The organism is Desulfotignum balticum DSM 7044 (assembly GCF_000421285.1).
Lineage (GTDB): Bacteria > Desulfobacterota > Desulfobacteria > Desulfobacterales > Desulfobacteraceae > Desulfotignum > Desulfotignum balticum.
The window spans coordinates 3,650,616-3,668,969 of record NZ_ATWO01000001.1 but is presented as its reverse complement, the minus strand read 5'-3'; the positions used below and the strand labels follow the sequence as shown (position 1 = coordinate 3,668,969).

Sequence of the window (18,354 nt, the reverse complement as noted above, 5' to 3'; positions counted from 1 at the left end):
ACGAAGAGATCACGAAGAATCAAATTCTTCGTGATCTCTTCGTGTATCAATCCTCTTCATCTTCATAAATATCCAGATCCGGGTAGAATTTTTCCGCACATTCCCGGCAGATGCTGTGGCTGAATTGCGCATCGGAATGCTCGTGGATATAGGTTTCCATCTGTTTCCAATACCCTTGGTCGTCCCGGATTTTTTTGCAGTGCATGCAGATGGGTAAAAGTCCGCTTAAGGTTTTGATTTCCTTCATGGCGGCTTCAAGATCCCGGTTTTTTCCCTTCAGACCGGTGTTGGCAGCCTGCAATTCGTTGGTGCGCAGGCGAATGGTTTCTTCCAGGCTCTGGTGGTGTTCCATGAGGCGATGTTCCGCTTTTCTGCGCAGTTTCCGCTGTCGCAAAGCCAGCATCAGGGTGATCAGGGCGGTGATGAATGTGGCACTGATCAGGGCGACGTCCCGTGTGGTTTCCTGCCGCCATTTATTGAGCAGGTTTTTTTTGTCATGCATGACCGCCACGTGAAACGGGAAATTGCGTAACTGATAGGTTGAAACCATTCGGGTGTCATCCTGATGTATGCGGTCCCCGGCCAGAAGCCGGCCCTGTGCATCAAAAAGCGCGATGCCTTGGGCATCTATGTGCAGATAGTCATCATATCTGTTGAAAAAAAACGAAGTGTCCATGATGGCGGTGAGAACACCGATAAATTGGTTTTGCCGGTTTTCCACCCGGCGGCTCAACAGAATCAGAGCCTGGGTGTTCTCGAAAAATTGAGGTTCCACCGCAGATTCCAGCCAGGCAAACTGAAATTTTTCAAAAGAGGTCAGCGTGACAGGCAGATCAGATTCCAGGACACGCCATTCTCTGTTTCCGTCGGCATGGGTGAACACAATGTCCCGGACCCGCGGCAGAAAAGTGAACTCTTCTTTGATGAACGCCGATGTTTCCGGGCTGAAACCCTCCTCGATGGGATTGTTCTGGTTTTTGATCATTGAGGCGGCAGCCAGCAGGGCGTAATCCACCGTGTACAGCATGCCGGAAATGCTTTCCCCCAGGACCTGAGCCTGGGTCCTGGATTTGATCATCCCTTCGTTGAGATGCTGGGCCCTGTTCCTCAGAATCGATGCCGCACTCAATGCCAGAAACCCGGCGGCAATTGCACAGGTCATCACGATAATCGGCATGAACATGCGGTCCCGGAAAAAAGCAGCCTGCCTGTTCGTCATTGTCTTTCCAGCTCCCGGGTGACCTGGCGGACCAGGTCCGGATCAATTCCCAGCTGTTTGACAAACCCGTCCTGGAGAGGGATCAGCCGGTTCCGCCAGGCATCCATCTGTTTTGGCAAAGGCTTGGACACCATCACTTTTTCTTCCAGCAACCGGTCTTTGGCCTGGTGCTGGGAATCGGCTGCCAGATTCCGGGAATCGTCAATGTTGTTTTCCCAGAGGTCCATGATAATCTGCTGAATGTCTTCAGGCAGCCTTTTCCAGAAGGAGTTGCGTATCAGCGGGACATACTGGGGAAAATACTGGCGGTCCTCGAACACGGATGTCACACCCATGTCCCACATTTGAGCGCTTTTAATGGTTTCATAGGTGGTGAGTACAGCATCGACCCGGCCCCGGTAAATGTGATCCGGCAGATCCGGCCAGGGAATGATCATGGGATCGCCGCCCAGCCCCTGGATTCTCAGTTTATTGGCAAGACCGCCGGCCACCCGGACCTTCAGCCCTTCTATGTCTTCATGCTGCCGGATCTGCTGCCGGATGCCGAACAGATGGGCATACCCCAGATCGATCCATCCGCCGATCACTTTGAAATTCAGGGTTTTTTCGATGCGGGCGTTGAGATTTTTTCCCAGGGGGCTGTCCAGGATGCTGTAGATGTCCTGGGCGCTTCTGCCGTAAAATACCGGCAGCTGAAACACCCCGACATCCGGTACGTACCGGGTGACGTGCCAGGTGCCGGGAACCGCCATTTCAATTTTTCCCTGGCCCAAAGCCCGGATCACATCCGCATCTCTGAACAACCGGGCATTAGAAAAAAACTGGACATCGATCCGTTTGTCCAGGGCGGTTTTCAGTTGCTGTGCAAACCGTTCCACAGCCCGGGTCTGAAAATGGGATGCCGTGTTTTCCACGGAAATTCGCATTATCGGCAGCAGTTTTGGAGCGGCCATCAGGTCTTTGGATCCCGATAGAAGTGATGTTAACAGGAACAGGATAACTGCAAAATAAGTCAGGGCTGATATTTGAGTCAAAATAGCAAAAAATCTACTGGATATGAAATCGCCCATTTTCCTGATATCTTTCAATGAATCAGTCTCCTTGAACAGGTTTGTCTGAAATCGGTATAAAAATTTGGAAAACCGGGCCGCTTCCCGCATCTGCCGTCACTGTGATGCAGCCGCCCAAAGATTTTATGGTACCCAGGGCAATGGGCAGTCCCAGTCCCCGGCCGACAAATTTAGTAGAATAGAAAGGATCGAATATTTTTTCAAGATTCTTCTCCGGAATACCCGGGCCGGTGTCCTGAATCCGGATACAGGCAAAATCGGAACCCTCAGGTCGAAAATCCACTGGGAGACGCAAGGTCCCAGTAATTTTTCCGGCAAGCACCTCACAGGTGCTGACATATATGGTTCCGGGTTGATCCCCAATAGCTTCCCTGGCATTGTTGAGCAGAATTTTCAGAAGCTGTCCGATTTCGTCCGTGTTCGCCCGGATCATTGGGCCTGGTTCAAAGAAATTTGTTTCCAGTAAGATCCATGATGGGAAATCCGGCAGATGTGTTGAAACAGCATTTCGGCAGGTTTCTGACAGATTCAGCCGTTTTTGGGATGGATGTGTCTGTCCCAGATAGATCCGCATGGTGGTTCCCAGTTTTGAAATGCGTTCCGCCGCCTGCATGGCCCCTTTCAGATTCGAGGTGATTCGGCTGTTTTTAGGCAGTGCTTCCATGGCCATTTCCAGGTTTCCCATTACAGAAGTCAACAGATTGTTGTAATGATGGGCCATAGCACCAGCCATGCGGTCCAGGCTTTCTGATTTCTGAAGATGGCGAATCCGGTTTTCAGTTTGTTTGCGTTCCGTGATATCCCGGCCGAAGCAAATCAGTCGTCCGCCGTTCGAGGTCATCCAGGTGGCGGAAATTTCTATGGGAAAGGTGGTCCCGTCCTTTCGGCGATGCCGGGTTTCAAACGATTCTGATCCATTGGTGACAATTCGTTCAATCCGGGCGGCCGTGATGTCGAAAGATTCGATGGTATCCAGATTTCCAATGGTCATTCCCACCAGCTCCTTTCTGGAATATCCGGTCATCAGGCAGAATGCATCATTGACTTCGACAATGATTCCTTGTGTGTTCAGAGCCCAGAAACCGTCGATAGTGGTTTTGTTAATGGCTTCGAGAAACTGTTGGGTCTGTTTTTCCTGTTTATTTTCCATCCAGCAGTCCTCGCAGTTTTTCTGCCAGATCAGCCATTGAAAAAGGTTTTTGAATAAATGCCGCGGAATCGTTCAAAATTGTATGATGGGTGATGATATCAGCGGTATATCCGGACATGAACAACCGTTTGATGACCGGATTAATCGCCGTGATTTTTTCTGCCAGGTCCTGGCCGTTCATCTCCGGCATGATCACATCGGTCAGCAGCAGATCAATGGTGCCGGCATGGTTTTTCATCGCTGTCAGGGCTTGTCTGGGTGTGGCCGCAGAAATCACTGAATACCCGTTTCGTTCCAGCATTGAACGGGTCATTCTGAGAATGGCAGGGTCATCTTCCACAAGCAGTATGGTTTCTGTTCCGCCTGAAGCTGCTTTTTCCCCCGTCATCGTCATGTTAGTTTTGTTTTGACCTTTAAATCGGGGTAGATAGATGTTGAAACTGGTCCCTTGGCCGGGCTCACTGTGGACATGGATGAATCCTTTATTCTGTTTTACGATGCCGTAGACGGTTGAAAGTCCCAGACCGGTTCCCCGGCCGACTCCCTTGGTAGTGAAAAAAGGTTCAAAGATATTGTCCAGCGTGTTTTTGTCCATGCCGCAACCGGTATCACTGATGGTCAACCGCACAAAATCACCGGGAATGAAACCCGGATGTTCACTGCAAAATTTTTCATCAAAAGACTGTTTGCCGGTTTCTATGGTAAGACTGCCGACACCGGTGATGGCATCCCGGGCATTGACACATAAATTGGCAAGGATTTGGTCGATCTGGGAGGGATCCATTTTTAAAGGCCATAAAGAACCGCCCGGCTTCCAGATCAGATCAATGTCTTTACCGATGAGGCGACGCAGCAGATTGAGCATGTATTTTACCGTATCGTTCAAATCCAGCTGTCTGGGTGAGACCGGTTGTTTTCTGGCAAAGGCCAGCAGCTGATTTGTGATATCAGCTGATCGCTTTGCCGCAGTTTCAATTTCTTTCAAGTCAACATATACTGAATCATTTTTGTGGACTTTTTCCATGGCAAATTCCAGGCGACCCAGAATGATTCCCAGCATATTGTTGAAATCGTGGGCCACACCACCGGCCAGGCGACCTACGGATTCCATCTTCTGGGCCTGAATGAGTTGGGTTTGAAGATTTTCGTTCTCAGCCTCGATCTGTTTTCGTTCAGTAATATCCCGACAGATGCAAAAGATTTGCTTTTGTCCATCAAACCAGGCGGCATTGGTTGTTATTTCAACATCATAGGTGCTGCCGTCTCTTCGCCGATGTGTGGTTTCAAAATGATCTCCTTTTTCATCAACCTGATTGATCATTTCAAGTATTTGTTCGGGTGAAAAAAGATATTCCCAGTCAAACACCTTGAGCCGGGTCATGGAGTCAAGAGGATGGCCGATCATGTCGGCAAACCGCTGACTGGATTCGATCACTTGTCCTGTCTGATCCAGAATGACAATACCGTCTCTGGACTGTTCCATGAGTATCCGACAACGGTCTGTTTTTTCAGGTATTTTATCTGATATTTTATTTTTCATTGGTCCGTTGCTTTATTATCCGGGAGTTGGGTGCCAAACCCGGGAAGTTCGTCTGTCATAAATTCTGTTTGTGACCGGTATTTTTTTCAATATTCATATCCGGTTTCCACAGCACTTCATACAATTCACTGCGCCGGCTTTTCAGATTTCTGACACTGCCGATCTGGCGCAGTTCTTTTAACAGATCCCGGTCCAGGTCCACCATCAGAGTCATCTCCGTGTTGGGTGTGGCTTCGGCCGCAATGGCATCATGGGGAAACGCAAAATCGGACGGGGTGAACACGGCGGACTGGGCATACTGGATATCCATATTTTCCACCTTGGGCAGGTTGCCCACGCTGCCGGAAATGGCCACGTAGCATTCGTTTTCAATGGCCCGGGCCTGGGCACACCGCCTCACCCGCAGATACGCGTTTTTGGTGTCGGTCCAGTAGGGGACACACAAAAGGGTCATGCCTTTTTCCGCCAGGTACCGGGACAGTTCGGGAAATTCCACGTCATAACACACCAGGATGCCGATCTTGCCGATATCGGTCTGGAACGCCTTCAAAGAATGCCCTCCCTTGAACCCCCAGTACTGGGCCTCGTCCGGAGTGATGTGCAGCTTGTCCTGGGAATCCCAGGTCCCGTCCCGTCTGCACAGAAATGATACGTTGTACAGATCGTCATCCCTGAGCTGGGGCAGGCTCCCGGTCACGATATTGATGTTGTAGGTGATGGCCAGGTTCACGAATGCGGCCCGGATATCGTCGGTATATTCGGACAGGGACCGCATGGCTTCGGCCGGATTTTCCTGATTAAAATTTTTGAGCATCGGCGCATTGAGCAGTTCCGGAAACACGATCAGATCCGAGTTGTACCCGGCCATGGCATCCACGAAAAAATCCACCTGGTGGAGGAATTCCTCCAGATTGTTGAAGGACCGCATCTGCCACTGGACCACACCGATGCGGGGATAGGCCTTGCGGCCGCCGAACAGGATCTGTTTTTTTTCATAATAGATGTTGTTCCATTCCATAAGGACCCCATAGGCATCGGACTGGGTGTCTTCGGGAATGTAATTTTTTAAAATTTTTTTGATGTGAAAATCATTGGACAGCTGAAAGGTGAGCACCGGGTCATAGATCTCAGTGGCTTTCACCTTTTGGATATACTGGGCCGGGGTCATCTCTTTGGCATATTTGCCGTACCCGGGAATCCGGCCTCCGAAAATGATGCTTTTCAGGTTCAGGGTTTCGCATAATTCTTTTCTGGCATCGTACAGGCGTCTTCCCAGACGCAGGCCCCGGTACTCCGGGTCCACGAAAATGTCCACCCCGTACAAAGCATCGCCTTCGGGATCATGGCGGGACATCTTGCCGCCGGTCACCACGTCTTCATAGGTGTGCCGCTGTCTTTCAAATTCTTCGGCAGTGACGATGATGGCCAGGGCCGCGGCAATGACTTTGCCTTTGTCTTCAATGCATATCTGGCCTTCGGGAAACTGATCAATGAGCACGGCAAATTCTTCCGGGGTCCAGGCCCCGCCCATGCCGGCGTACACCAGGTCCATGATGCGCTGGATATCGGGGTAGTCCTCTTTTTTCAGATTTCTTAAAGACAGTTTGTGGTCGGTGGGTTCAATGTCGGTCATATCCGCTCCAATACTATAATATCCATTGCTGGTTCCTGGTCAGAATCAGGTATTATATCAAGATTGCTTCTGAATTGCCACTTTCTTTTGAAACCGGATCACCTGGACAGATCTATTCTCCGGGCAGAGAAAAGGCGTTGGTGATTTTCGGGGTGAACCGCCGAGGCGGGGTCAACAACGATTTTCCGGCCGCCTTTGCCATGCCGGTCAGCATCCGGGAAAACACATACTGGTGAAACGGGTACAGGGCATACCAGTACGCCATGCCCCATATGCCTTTGGGCAGAAACCGGGACAGCAGGATCAGTTCGCACCGGTTTTCCCCGGCCGGGGTGATTTTGATTTCCAGCAACGCCTGGCCCGGCAGTTTCATCTCCGCCACCAGCAGCAGCCGGTGCGGCGCGTTCATCTCCAGGACCCGCCAGAAATCCAGGGCGTCCCCCACCCGCAGATTGTGCCTGGACCGCCGTCCCCGCTGGAGTCCCACGCCGCCGGAGAATACATCCATCACGCCCCTGAGTTTCCACAGCAGATCTGCCGCATAATATCCGGTCTCACCGCCCACCTGTTCCACGGCCGGCCACAGGTCTGATGCGCTGCCTTGAACCATGGCCCGGTACCCGCATTTAAGAATCGTGCCTCCGGAATAACCGGAATCCCCGCAATGGGCCCATTCCGGATAGATCAGGTCTCCGGCATCGGCCCAGCAGGTGTCCACCTGTTCCTGGCGGACCCGGTCCAGGGCCCGTTCAATGGCCTGGCCGCAGGTGAGCAGATCCTGGGGGATAATGTCTCTGATGCGGTGTTCCGTGCACACCGTGGGCAGGCTCAGCCCTTCAGCCAGAGGTCTGGCGATGGCGGCCGGTACCGGGGTCACCAGATGAATCCACAGGGAAGACAGCCGGGGGGTGAGCACGGGCACCGGGATCATCACAGGTTTCGGCAGGCCGGCCTTTCCTGCGAAAATGGCGAACAGATCCCGGTAGGACACGATGTTCGGGCCGCCGATGTCAAAGGTTTTGCCCCGGGTTTCCGGATGTTCCAGGCACCCTTTCAGATATTCCAGCACATTGGTAATGGCAATGGGCTGGGTGGGCATGCTCACCCATTTCGGGGTGATCATCATGGGCAGACGTTCGGCCAGGTACCGCAGGATCTCGAAACTGGCGCTGCCGGAACCTAAGATCATGGCGGCTCTGAGCACTGTGGCGGGTACCGGGCCGGTTTGAAGTATTTTGCCCACCTCGTTTCTGGATATCAGGTGTGCGCTGATATTTTGATGATGGATATCCCCTAAGCCGCCCAGATAGATGATGTGATCCGCCCCCTGGTTTGCGGCGGCTTTCACCATGTTGGCGGCCCCGGTTTTGTCCGCATCCCGGTAGCCTGCTTTTCTGGAGATCATGGAGTGGACCAGATAATAGATGGTGCCGCACCCGGCAACGGCGTTGTCCAGAGAAGCGGTGTCCATGATGTCGCCGGTCACCAGCTCGATGCCGGGAACTGTGCCCCAGGGCCGGGCCACCATTTTTTCAACGGACCGCCCCATGGCCCGGACCCGGTATCCGGAAGATAAAAGCAGCGGGATCAGCCGGCCGGCCACATATCCGGTGGCACCGGTCACCAGGACGGGTCTGGTTGTTTTTTCATGCATAAGTTGTTCTCAATGAAATGGGTTGGTTTTTTGATAAACAGCCATTTAGTCTGGTTGTCAATTTATGTAAAACGCATCAAAATTGCAAAAGGTTTTTGTCAATCAAGTTCTTCTTGGCATGAGAATACGTATTGTGCTATAGCCAGAGTCAGCGATGTTGAAAAAATCGTCAATTTCTCAAACAAGGAGGGACTGCCTATGGGTTAACGCCATCTCGCTTTTCATGGGACAATTGTGTCATTTTCACGAAAAATGCCTGAATTTAAAAAAGGAGATATGCCCGATGAAGAAAATACCGATGTTATTTGTCATTTTATCCATCACCCTGATGTTTGCCGGAACGGTTGTGGCCAAAACCACGTTTCTGGGAATCGGCACCGGCGGCACCGGCGGCATTTATTACCCTTATGGGGGCGGCGTGGCTGAAATCTGGTCCAAACATGTAGACGGGGTCAAAGCCGTGGCGGAAGTCACGGGCGCCAGTGTTGAAAACATCAAACTGGCCCACAAAGGAGAGACCGTTATCGGTCTGGTCATGGGGGATGTGGCCATGGCCGCTTATAACGGCACGGATGCGTTCAAAGACAAGAAACAGAACGTGCTCTCTCTGGCTACCATGTATCCCAACCTGCTCCAGGTGGTGGCATTGAAAAAAAGCGGGATCACCAACATCGAACAGGTCAAGGGCAGAAACATCAGCACGGGCAGCCCGGGCAGCGGCACCAATTTCATGGCTGAAGCCGTGCTCAAAGCTTTGGATATCCCCCTGGACTCCTACAAAGACAGCCGGCTGTCGTTCACCGAAAGCGCCAATGCCCTCAGAGACGGCACCATTGATGTGGGGATCTGGTGTGTGGGACCGGGCACCAGCTCCATTCTGGATCTGGCCACCACCCATGAGATCACCATTCTGCCGTTTACACCGGAACAGACCCAAAAAATCCTGGCGGCCGAGGCCACTTATGCCGGGGTGGATCTTTCCGGCGGTGTCTACCGGGGCGTGGATGAAAATGTACCCACCATCGGGGTGTGGAATGTGATTATCTGCCAGGCATCCCTGGACACGAATCTCGTATATGATTTGAGCAAAGCGCTGTTTGAAAACAATGAATATCTGAAAAAAATTCATCCCACGGCCGCGTATACCGTTCCTGAAAACACGGTCAATTATTCTCCCATCCCGCTGCATCCGGGCACCATCAAATTTCTGGAGGAAAAAGGGTTTTCCATTCCTGAAAAACTGACACCCTGAAAACCAGGGATACGCGGGAATGAAAATCATGACCAGGCCGAAAATTGCTGCCGCCGTCTGTCTGTTCGGCCTGGTTCTTATTTTGATTGCAGGGGCTCTGATGATGATTCCGGCGGGCGTGGCCCTGCATGTTACCCCGGCAGATGCAGATACCCCCATCCTGGTGCTGCCCCTGGCGCCCGGGGAACGGTTTTGTCTGCATTATTACCATTCCGTTGAAAATACCCCCATCTGGGAAGACCACAGCATGGACCGGTCCGGCACGATTTTCATTGAAGAAGAACGGTATGAAAAATTCGGGGCCGGCATGGGAAAAATGCCCGGGATAGGCCAAATGGTGCAGAAAGGAAAATATGAAGCCATTGTGGACATGCATTATCCTGTAAACACGTTTGTGTTGCGGGTGGGCAGTCCGAAGGTGGCCCATACCCTGATCTGGCGCGGGCAACAGTTCAATCTGTCCAATCAGTTTGCCCATCAGCGGGTGTGGCTTTCCGGCCGGCCCGTGAAACTGTACCAGGCCGTTTCATATCTTTTCAGCTCAGGACGGGCCGGGTCATGGCCTGAATCCACATAATTTCATAAGGAACATCGATGACTGACCTTGATATACCTGAAAAACAAGTAACTCCAGATGAAACATTCACCTCAGCAGGTCAAAACCCCACCCTGGTGACATTCACTGCCCGGGTGGTGATGGCGATTGCCGTGGGTTTGAGCCTGTATCAGCTGTATACCGCAGGCGTGGTGGCCCTGACCGCTTTGGTTCAGCGATCCATCCATCTGGGAGCCATCCTCACCCTGGTGTTTCTGACCCGATCTGTGTTTGCCGGTATGAAAAAAAACAAGCTGTCGGTCTGGGTGGTGCTGGACTGGATGCTGGCAGGACTGTCCATCTATTGTACGTATTATATCTGCGGCAATCTGTCGGAGATCTTTGACCGGCAGGGGGACTGGCTGTTTCAGGACCGGGTGGTGAGCATTGTGGGGGTGCTGCTGGTGCTGGAAGCCTGCCGCCGGGTCATCGGGGTCTTCATGACCGGCATCTGTGCTTTGAGCATTGTTTATGCCATGTTTGGGCCCTACATGCCCGAGTTGATTATCCACAAGGGATACAGCATCGAACGGATCGCCACCACCCTGTGGCTGACCACGGAAGGGATCTTCGGCCTGCCCATCGGGGTGGCCGCTACCTTTGTGTTTGTGTTCGTGTTGTTTGGCGCGATTCTGGAAACCACGGGCGGTGGCGCGTTTTTCATTGACATGGCCTATGCCCTGACCGGCCGGTTTTCCGGCGGCCCTGCCAAAGCCTCCGTGGTGGCTTCCGGATTCATGGGATCCGTGTCCGGATCCGCCGTGGGCAATGTGGCGGCCACCGGGTCATTTACCATCCCCATGATGAAAAAAGTGGGGTACCGGCCCCACATGGCCGGGGCCATCGAGGCGGCCGCCTCCACGGGCGGACAGCTCATGCCGCCCATCATGGGGGCCGGCGCGTTTCTCATGGCCGAGTTCACCAACACCAGCTACCTGACCATTATCAAGGTGGCCCTGGTACCGGCGGTCATGTATTATCTCACCGTGCTGGTGTTTGTCCATTACGAAGCCAAAAAATTCGGCCTGAAGGGTCAGCCTAAGGAGACCCTGCCCAAAATTACCAAAGTGATCAAAAACGGGCTTCATTTCATCATCCCGGTGGTGATTCTGATCTATGTGCTGGTGTCCAATTATTCGCCCATGATGGCCGGGTTCATTGCCGTAGTCAGTACCCTGGGCATCAGTATTCTGGTGAATTTCATCCGGTGGGTCATCACCAGGGAAAACCGCATGCGCCTGTCAGGGTTTGCGGCCAAAGAGGGGGGATTGCTGGTCAAAGCCCTGGAAAACGGGGCCAGGAATGCGGTCATGGTGTCCGTGGCCTGCGCCGCCGCCGGTATTATTGTGGGCATGGTCAGCCTGACGGGCATGGGACTGAAATTTTCCAGCCTGGTGATGGAATTGAGTTTCGGCATCAAGACCCTGGCCATTCTGCTCATTGCCGTTGCCTCGCTGGTACTGGGCATGGGGCTGCCCGTCACGGCCAGTTATATTGTTCTGGCCACCCTGGCCGGACCGGCCCTCATGGACATGGGCGTGCCCGTGCTGGTGGCCCACATGATCGTGTTCTGGTATTCCCAGGACTCCAACGTCACTCCGCCGGTGAGCCTGGCCAGTTTTGCCGGGGCAGCCATTGCAAAGGCCAGTCCCATGCGCACGGCATTTGCTTCCTGGAAACTGGCAAAAGGGCTTTACATTATCCCCCTGGTTATGGCATACAGGCCTCTTTTAGGGATGGGAGACAATTATGAACTGCTGCACTGGGAAGTGATCCTCACCATGATCACCACCACTCTGGGTCTGGTGGCTTTTGCCTCGGCCCTGGAACGGTTCTGCATCCGGGCGGCCACCGGTCTGGAAACCGGGCTGTTCTGGCTGGCGGCGGCCGGGCTGCTGTGGACCTCCTACTGGACGGAAGCGGCGGGGTTTATCTTGCTGCTGATCGCCCTGGCCCTGCAGAAATGGTCTTTCGGCCGCCAGAAAGCCGGATCATCCTCTGTGATCCCTTGACCGGCGGGTGTGCATGAAACAAATCACATTGAATTAAAGGATATCAGACAACGAAAATGAACAATGACCTGAACAAGATCATGCCGCTGGCCCAGGCCGTGGCCCGGTTTGTGAAAACCGGATCACACATCTCCATCGGCGGATTTACCTTGAACCGCAACCCCATGGCGGCGGTGTATGAAATTATCCGCCAGAAAATCAAGGAGTTGCATTTATATGCCCATTCCAACGGCACGGGCCTGGATGAACTTATCGGGGCCGGGTGTGTCTCCAGGCTGGAGATCGCTTATGGGGGAAACGGCAAGGCCGCCCCCACCTGTATCCGGTTTGCCAGAGCCGTCCAGAACAATGAGATCCTGTTTGAAGACTATTCCAATTATATGATGAGCCTGCGGTTCATGGCCGGGGCCATGGGCGTGCCTTTTTTGCCTACGTTGTCCGGCCTGGGATCTGACATGCTGACCACCTGGGGGTTTTCAGAATCCATGCGCAGGTCCGACCCCAAAATTGTGGACAGCAAACTGGCAGTGGTGGACAATCCGTTCGGGAACTGGGGGGGCGCTAAAAAAGTGGTGGCTGTGCCCGCCATCAACCCGGATGTCACCATCATCCATGTGCAAAAGGCCGATGCCATGGGCACCTGCCGCATTCAGGGGCTGACCTTTGCCGATGTGGAACAGGTCAAGGCATCCCGGCATGTGATCGTGACCTGTGAACAACTGGTGGAAAAACCGGTGCTCAGAGAACATCCGGACATGAACCAGATTCCTTTCATCCATGTGACCGCCGTGTGCCATGTGCCGTTCGGCGGCTATCCCACGGCCGTTTACGGCCATTATGACTATGATGCGCAATATCTGAAGCGGTTTGCAAAGGCCGCCAGAGACGAGGCGGCATTCAAGGCGTATCAGGACCGGTTTATTTTCGGGGTGAAAGACCATGAGCAGTTTCTGGAAAAAGTGGGCAAAGACCGGCTCGCCGCCATTGCGGCTGATCCGAAAACCGGTTACAGCGTGAATATGAAAAGGGATTGATCATGGACACCTCTTATACCCCCAAAGAAATCATGACCATCATGGCGGCAAGGGAGATTAAAAACGGGGACATTGTTTTTTCCGGCACGGGCATCTCCATGCTTGCGGCCATGGCCGCCAAAAAAATCAATGCCCCGGACAGTGTGATTTTTTTTGAAACCGGTGCCATGGATTCCCTGCTCGAAGAGATTCCCTTTGCCGTGGCCGATCCCCGGATCATGTACTGGGCCGCAGCCAACTCCAGCCTGACCGATGCCTTTGCCACCATGCAGAACCGCATCACCGGGGACCGGGTGATCGCGATTTTAGGCGCGGCCCAGATCGATATGTACGGCAATCTGAATACCACCTGCATCGGGGATTATTTTTCTCCGGATATCCGGTTTTCCGGCAGCGGCGGCGGGTGTGACGTGGCCAGTTTCGTGCCCCGGTGCATTGCATTCATGCAGCATGAAACACGAAAATTTGTCAAACACCTGGATTATCTCACCAGTCCGGGGCAGTTGACGGGCAACGGGGCCAGAGAAAAGGCAGGGCTTCGGCCCGGCGGGGTCAGCGTGGTGGTCACCAACTTAGGGGTGATGCGGTTTGACACGGACACGGGTCAAATGTACCTGGATCAATATTATCCCGGCACCACACCGGGAATGATTCTTGAAAATACCGGGTTTGACATGGATGTATCCCGGGCGGCCCCGGCCGATCCACCCACACCGGCCGAACTGAAAATTCTGCGGGAAAACTGTGATCCCCAGCGGCTGATTCTCGGCCCGGCCTGACCATATCTGACCGGATGGGTATTGTTGAAAACAAAGCAATCCGTTCTTGCTTCTTCGGCAGATTAGGCATAAAATTGCCCTGAGCTAGTTAAATAATGAGCCGAGAGACAGTTGGATGAAACAGAACAATACATATCTGGCCGGTCTGGATATCGGTTCCACCACAGCCAAGCTGGTTCTGGTGGATGGTGCCGGTCAATCGGTTTTTTCACGGTATCAGCGGCATTATGCCCGGATCATGGATACGGTGTCTGTTTTTTTAAATGAGGTTCTGGAAGATCTGGGCAACTGCCGGATTCAGCTGGCTGTGACCGGATCCGCGGGCATGGGGATGTCCCGGGAAATGGATCTGCCGTTTGTTCAGGAGGTGATCGCCACCCATGAAGTGGTCCGGCATTTATATCCAAAGGTCCGGACGGTCGTGGATATCGGCGGAGAAGACTCCAAAATGATCTTTCTGTCTTCGGACAGACCCCCGGATATCCGCATGAACGGCAGCTGCGCAGGGGGCACGGGTGCATTCATCGATCAGCTGGCAGCCCTGCTGAACTGCTCTCCGGGTGATCTCAATGCACTGGCAAGACAGCATATTCAGGTGTATCCCATTGCATCCCGGTGCGGCGTGTTTGCCAAAACCGATGTGCAGAATCTGTTGAGCCGCAACGTGCCCGTGCCGGATATTGCGGCTTCTGTGTTTCATGCCGTGGCCATCCAATGTTTGAACACCCTGGCCAGAGGATATGATATCCGCTCCAAACTCCTGCTGTGCGGGGGCGTGTTCACATTTCTGCCGGAACTGGTCAAGGCGTTTCTGAACGTCCTGGACCTGCCGGTTTCCGACACAGTGGTTCCTGACACACCGGCCCTGCTGCCGGCAATCGGGGCGGCCATGTTCAGCCGGCAGCAGGATACCGGTTTTTTTGTGTCGGATCTGCTTAAAGCCATGGCGATCAACCAGGCCCGGTCTCATACACAAAATAACCGTCTGGCCCCGCTGTTTTCCAGGAAAACCGACCGGGAAAACTGGGAACAAAACCGGCGCCAGATCCAGATTCCCCGGATGGCATTATCTGAGTATCCGTCGTCTGAATGCTTTGTGGGCGTGGATTCCGGATCCACTACCACAAAGATCATTGCTTTGGGAACAAACAATCAGGTATTGTTCTCCTGGTACAGAAACAATGACGGCAATCCCATCCAGGCCGTGGTCCGGGGCTTGGCAGCCCTGCGCGATGAAATCATGGCGCACCGACCCGGCCTTGTCATCACCGGCACCGCTGTGACCGGGTATGGGGAAGACCTGATCCGCACGGCATTCGGCATGGATATGGGACTGGTGGAAACCATTGCCCATTTTGAAGCAGCAAGGCATATGGACCCGGAGGTGTCATTTATTCTGGACATCGGGGGCCAGGACATGAAAGCCATTTTCATCCGGAATGGCGCCATCTGCCGCATCGAGCTCAATGAGGCCTGTTCCTCCGGATGCGGGTCTTTCATTGAAACATTTGCCGGTTCTCTGGGGTATCGGGTGAACGCGTTCGCCGACCTGGCCATGGAAGCGGAATCTCCCTGTGATCTGGGCACCCGGTGCACGGTGTTCATGAACTCCCGGGTCAAACAGGCGTTGCGGGAAAATGCAAAAGTGGCGGACATCAGTGCCGGCCTGTCGTTTGCCGTGGTGAAAAACTGCCTGTTCAAAGTGCTCAAGCTCATCGACACCAAACAGATGGGGACCCATATCGTGCTACAGGGTGGGGCCGGTAAAAATCCGTCCATTGTCCGGGCCCTGGAAATTCTGGCGGAAGTGCGTGTCACCCATTCAGACATGCCGGAAATGATGGGGGCCTTTGGTGCGGCCCTGGCTGCCCGCAATTGGGTCGAAAAAAAGAAAGACCGTTTCACCCAACCGTTTTCAGCCATTCAACACCTGGAAACCATCGCGGATTTCACCACCCGGCAGATTGTGTGCCACGGGTGTGAAAACGCGTGTGCCGTCACCCGGTTTATTTTTTCCAACGGCCGGTCCTTTTATTCGGGCAACCGGTGTGAAAAAATATTCGGGTCCAAAGGCCGGGACCTTTCTGAAAAAGGGTTTGACTTTGCCGATTTCAAATACCGGCTTCTGTTTGACCGGAACCTGTCCCCCCATACCCGTCCGAAATGGACCGTGGGAATTCCCAGGTGTTTGAATTTTTACGAAAACTTTGCGTTCTGGCATGCGTTTTTCATCCATTGCGGCATTAATGTAGTTTTGTCGGGCCCTTCCACCATGGCCATGAGCGATACGGCCAAAGGCAGTATCATGTCCGATAATATCTGTTTTCCCGCCAAACTGGCCAATGCCCATGTCCTGGACCTGGTGCACAAAGGTGTGGACCGCATTTTCTATCCTTTGGTCATGTATGAATATGATGAGTTCCAGAAAGTGGTCAACACGTTTAACTGTCCCATTGTCAGCAGTTATACGGATGTAATCGACAGCAGTCTGGATTTGAATTCCAGAAAAGGGATTCCTTTGGACAAGCCCGTGATCACGTTCAAAGATGAGACCTTGCTGACCCGGGCCTGCGTGGCCTATCTGCGGCCCCTGGGGATTGCCGGATCACGCATTAGGGCTGCGGTCAAAAAAGGACTGGCCGCCCATCAGACGTACAAAAACACGATCCGGGAAAAAGGGGTCATGATGGTACGTCAGGCAAAACAGAACCGGCGCCTTCTGGTAGTGCTCTGCGGGCGGCCGTATCACATCGATCCGTTGATCAACCAGAAAATTCCCCGGATTCTGACCGATTTCGGCGTGGATTTCATCACGGAAGATGCCGTGCCCGACACCGGGAATGCCGCGTTTGACACGCTCCAGGTCCTGACCCAGTGGGCCTATCCCAACCGGTTGTACCATGCGGCATCCTGGGTGGCCCGGCAGCCGGACCATATCCAGATGATTCAGCTCAATTCATTCGGGTGCGGGCCTGATGCCGTGGCCATTGAAGAAAACCGGCAGATTCTGGAGACCGGAGGGAAAAACCAGACCCTGGTGAAAGTGGACGATATTTCCAGCACCGGATCGGTGCGGTTGCGTATCCGTTCCATGGTGGCATCGTTAAAACGGCAGAACAGCCCCCACCGGCCCGGTCAGGAAGTGCGCAGGACCACCCCGCATTTTGAGAAAAAAGACCGGAAACGGCGGATCATTGCCCCGTTTTTTGCCGACAATTATTCCGCATACCTGCCCCCGGTATTTGAGACCGCCGGATACCGGCTCGAAATCCTGCCTCCGCCGGACCGGGTGTCTGTGGAAACCGGGCTCAGGTATGCCGGCAATGATATCTGTTATCCGGCCGTGCTGGTGACCGGGGATATCATCAAAGCCCTGAAAACCGGGCGGTATGATCCTGAAACGATTGCCGTGGGCATCACCCAGACCGGCGGACAGTGCCGGGCATCCAGCTACCTGTCTTTGATCCGGAAAGCCATGGTGGCGGCGGGATTTGAGCAGATTCCCGTTATTTCAGTGACCAGTGCCCAGGGACTGACCCATCAGCCCGGGTTTGACATCAACTGGCTCAAGCTGCTCAAATTGCTGTTTGTCACCACCATGTATGCGGACTGCATTGCCAAGATGTATTATACCACGGCGGTGAGAGAGGTTCAGGCGGGCACCAGCCGCCGACTGCGGCAAAAATATATTGCGGCAGCCCACCCCTGCATTCTGACCCGGGATTATGACCGGTTTTTTTCGCTGCTGGATGCGGCCGTATCGGAGTTCAACCGGGTGGAGATTGATGACCAGGTCGCAGGTAAGATCGGAATTGTGGGAGAGATCTATATTAAATACAATGCATTCGGCAATCAGTTTCTGACCGAGTTTCTCATGGAAAACCGGGTGGAACCGGTCATCCCGCCGATTCTGGACTATTTTATCCAGGATTTTGTCAATTACCGGGAAAATATCCGGGCCCATATCCGGCACCGGAAATTCACTGATATTTTAGGGCAGTTCATTGAAACGTTTTTGAACACCTTCCATAAAAAAATCAATCACCGGTTTTCAGCGTTCCGGTTTTATACCCCGTTTCATGACATCCGCAAGGTGGCGGACAAAGCCGGAAAGATTCTGTCTCTGGTGAACCAGTTCGGTGAAGGGTGGCTCATCCCCGGTGAGATCGCCTGCCTGGCCGAAGACGGGGTGACCCATGTGGTCAGTGTCCAGCCCTTTGGCTGCATTGCCAACCACATTGTGTCCAAAGGCGTGGAAAAGCGCATCAAGGCCCTGTATCCGGACATGAACCTGCTGTACCTGGATTTTGATGCCGGCACCTCGGAAGTCAATGTCAGAAACCGGCTGCATTTCATGGTGGAGTCGGTGAAAGCCCGGTTTGAAGACCAGCATCACCGGTCAGTTCTGACGTAAAG

General features: G+C 53.4%; 12 protein-coding genes. 6 read left to right on the top strand and 6 right to left on the bottom strand.

The window, feature by feature from the left end:
* Positions 1 to 46: 46 nt before the first annotated feature.
* From K365_RS26770 to K365_RS0118470, 6 genes are all read right to left on the bottom strand, one after another.
* Positions 47 to 1,219: a cache domain-containing protein gene (locus K365_RS26770; RefSeq protein ID WP_006968705.1), complete on the bottom strand. Its 1,173-nt coding sequence runs from the start codon at positions 1,217 to 1,219 to the stop codon at positions 47 to 49.
* On the bottom strand, positions 1,216 to 2,172 hold the full coding sequence (dctP, locus tag K365_RS0118490) for a TRAP transporter substrate-binding protein DctP (protein WP_152427795.1): 957 nt from the start codon (positions 2,170 to 2,172) through the stop codon (positions 1,216 to 1,218). Before dctP ends, K365_RS26770 begins: the two co-directional genes overlap by 4 nt.
* Before the next feature lie 139 nt (positions 2,173 to 2,311).
* The gene (locus K365_RS0118485; protein ID WP_024335782.1) at positions 2,312 to 3,439 is read right to left on the bottom strand and encodes a two-component system sensor histidine kinase NtrB; all 1,128 of its coding nucleotides are present in this window, start codon (positions 3,437 to 3,439) and stop codon (positions 2,312 to 2,314) included.
* Positions 3,429 to 4,979: a hybrid sensor histidine kinase/response regulator gene (locus tag K365_RS0118480; RefSeq protein ID WP_024335781.1), complete on the bottom strand. Its 1,551-nt coding sequence runs from the start codon at positions 4,977 to 4,979 to the stop codon at positions 3,429 to 3,431. Before K365_RS0118480 ends, K365_RS0118485 begins: the two co-directional genes overlap by 11 nt.
* Before the next feature lie 55 nt (positions 4,980 to 5,034).
* The gene (locus K365_RS0118475) at positions 5,035 to 6,612 is read right to left on the bottom strand and encodes a bifunctional GNAT family N-acetyltransferase/carbon-nitrogen hydrolase family protein (RefSeq protein WP_024335780.1); all 1,578 of its coding nucleotides are present in this window, start codon (positions 6,610 to 6,612) and stop codon (positions 5,035 to 5,037) included.
* A gap of 112 nt (positions 6,613 to 6,724) precedes the next feature.
* The gene (locus tag K365_RS0118470) at positions 6,725 to 8,266 is read right to left on the bottom strand and encodes an SDR family oxidoreductase (protein ID WP_024335779.1); all 1,542 of its coding nucleotides are present in this window, start codon (positions 8,264 to 8,266) and stop codon (positions 6,725 to 6,727) included.
* Positions 8,267 to 8,549: 283 nt separating this feature from the next.
* On the opposite strand from K365_RS0118470, the gene K365_RS0118465 reads away from it, so the two are divergent.
* The 6 genes from K365_RS0118465 to K365_RS0118440 all read left to right on the top strand — a co-directional run bounded on the left by K365_RS0118465 (position 8,550) and on the right by K365_RS0118440 (position 18,352).
* Positions 8,550 to 9,518: a TAXI family TRAP transporter solute-binding subunit gene (locus tag K365_RS0118465; protein WP_051147867.1), complete on the top strand. Its 969-nt coding sequence runs from the start codon at positions 8,550 to 8,552 to the stop codon at positions 9,516 to 9,518.
* 28 nt (positions 9,519 to 9,546) lie between these two features.
* Positions 9,547 to 10,095 (top strand): DUF1850 domain-containing protein, encoded by a 549-nt coding sequence (locus K365_RS0118460; protein WP_169432965.1) that lies wholly within the window; start codon positions 9,547 to 9,549, stop codon positions 10,093 to 10,095.
* A 17-nt stretch (positions 10,096 to 10,112) separates the two neighbouring features.
* The gene (locus K365_RS0118455; RefSeq protein ID WP_024335776.1) at positions 10,113 to 12,125 is read left to right on the top strand and encodes a TRAP transporter permease; all 2,013 of its coding nucleotides are present in this window, start codon (positions 10,113 to 10,115) and stop codon (positions 12,123 to 12,125) included.
* 56 nt (positions 12,126 to 12,181) lie between these two features.
* Complete coding sequence (locus tag K365_RS0118450; RefSeq protein ID WP_006968696.1) at positions 12,182 to 13,159, top strand: CoA transferase subunit A; 978 nt, start codon at positions 12,182 to 12,184, stop codon at positions 13,157 to 13,159.
* Positions 13,160 to 13,161: 2 nt separating this feature from the next.
* Positions 13,162 to 13,938 carry a CoA-transferase subunit beta gene (locus K365_RS0118445; protein ID WP_006968695.1) on the top strand — a complete coding sequence of 259 codons (777 nt, stop codon included), beginning with the start codon at positions 13,162 to 13,164 and terminating at the stop codon, positions 13,936 to 13,938.
* Positions 13,939 to 14,053: 115 nt separating this feature from the next.
* Complete coding sequence (locus tag K365_RS0118440) at positions 14,054 to 18,352, top strand: acyl-CoA dehydratase activase (protein WP_024335775.1); 4,299 nt, start codon at positions 14,054 to 14,056, stop codon at positions 18,350 to 18,352.
* Positions 18,353 to 18,354: the final 2 nt, after the last annotated feature.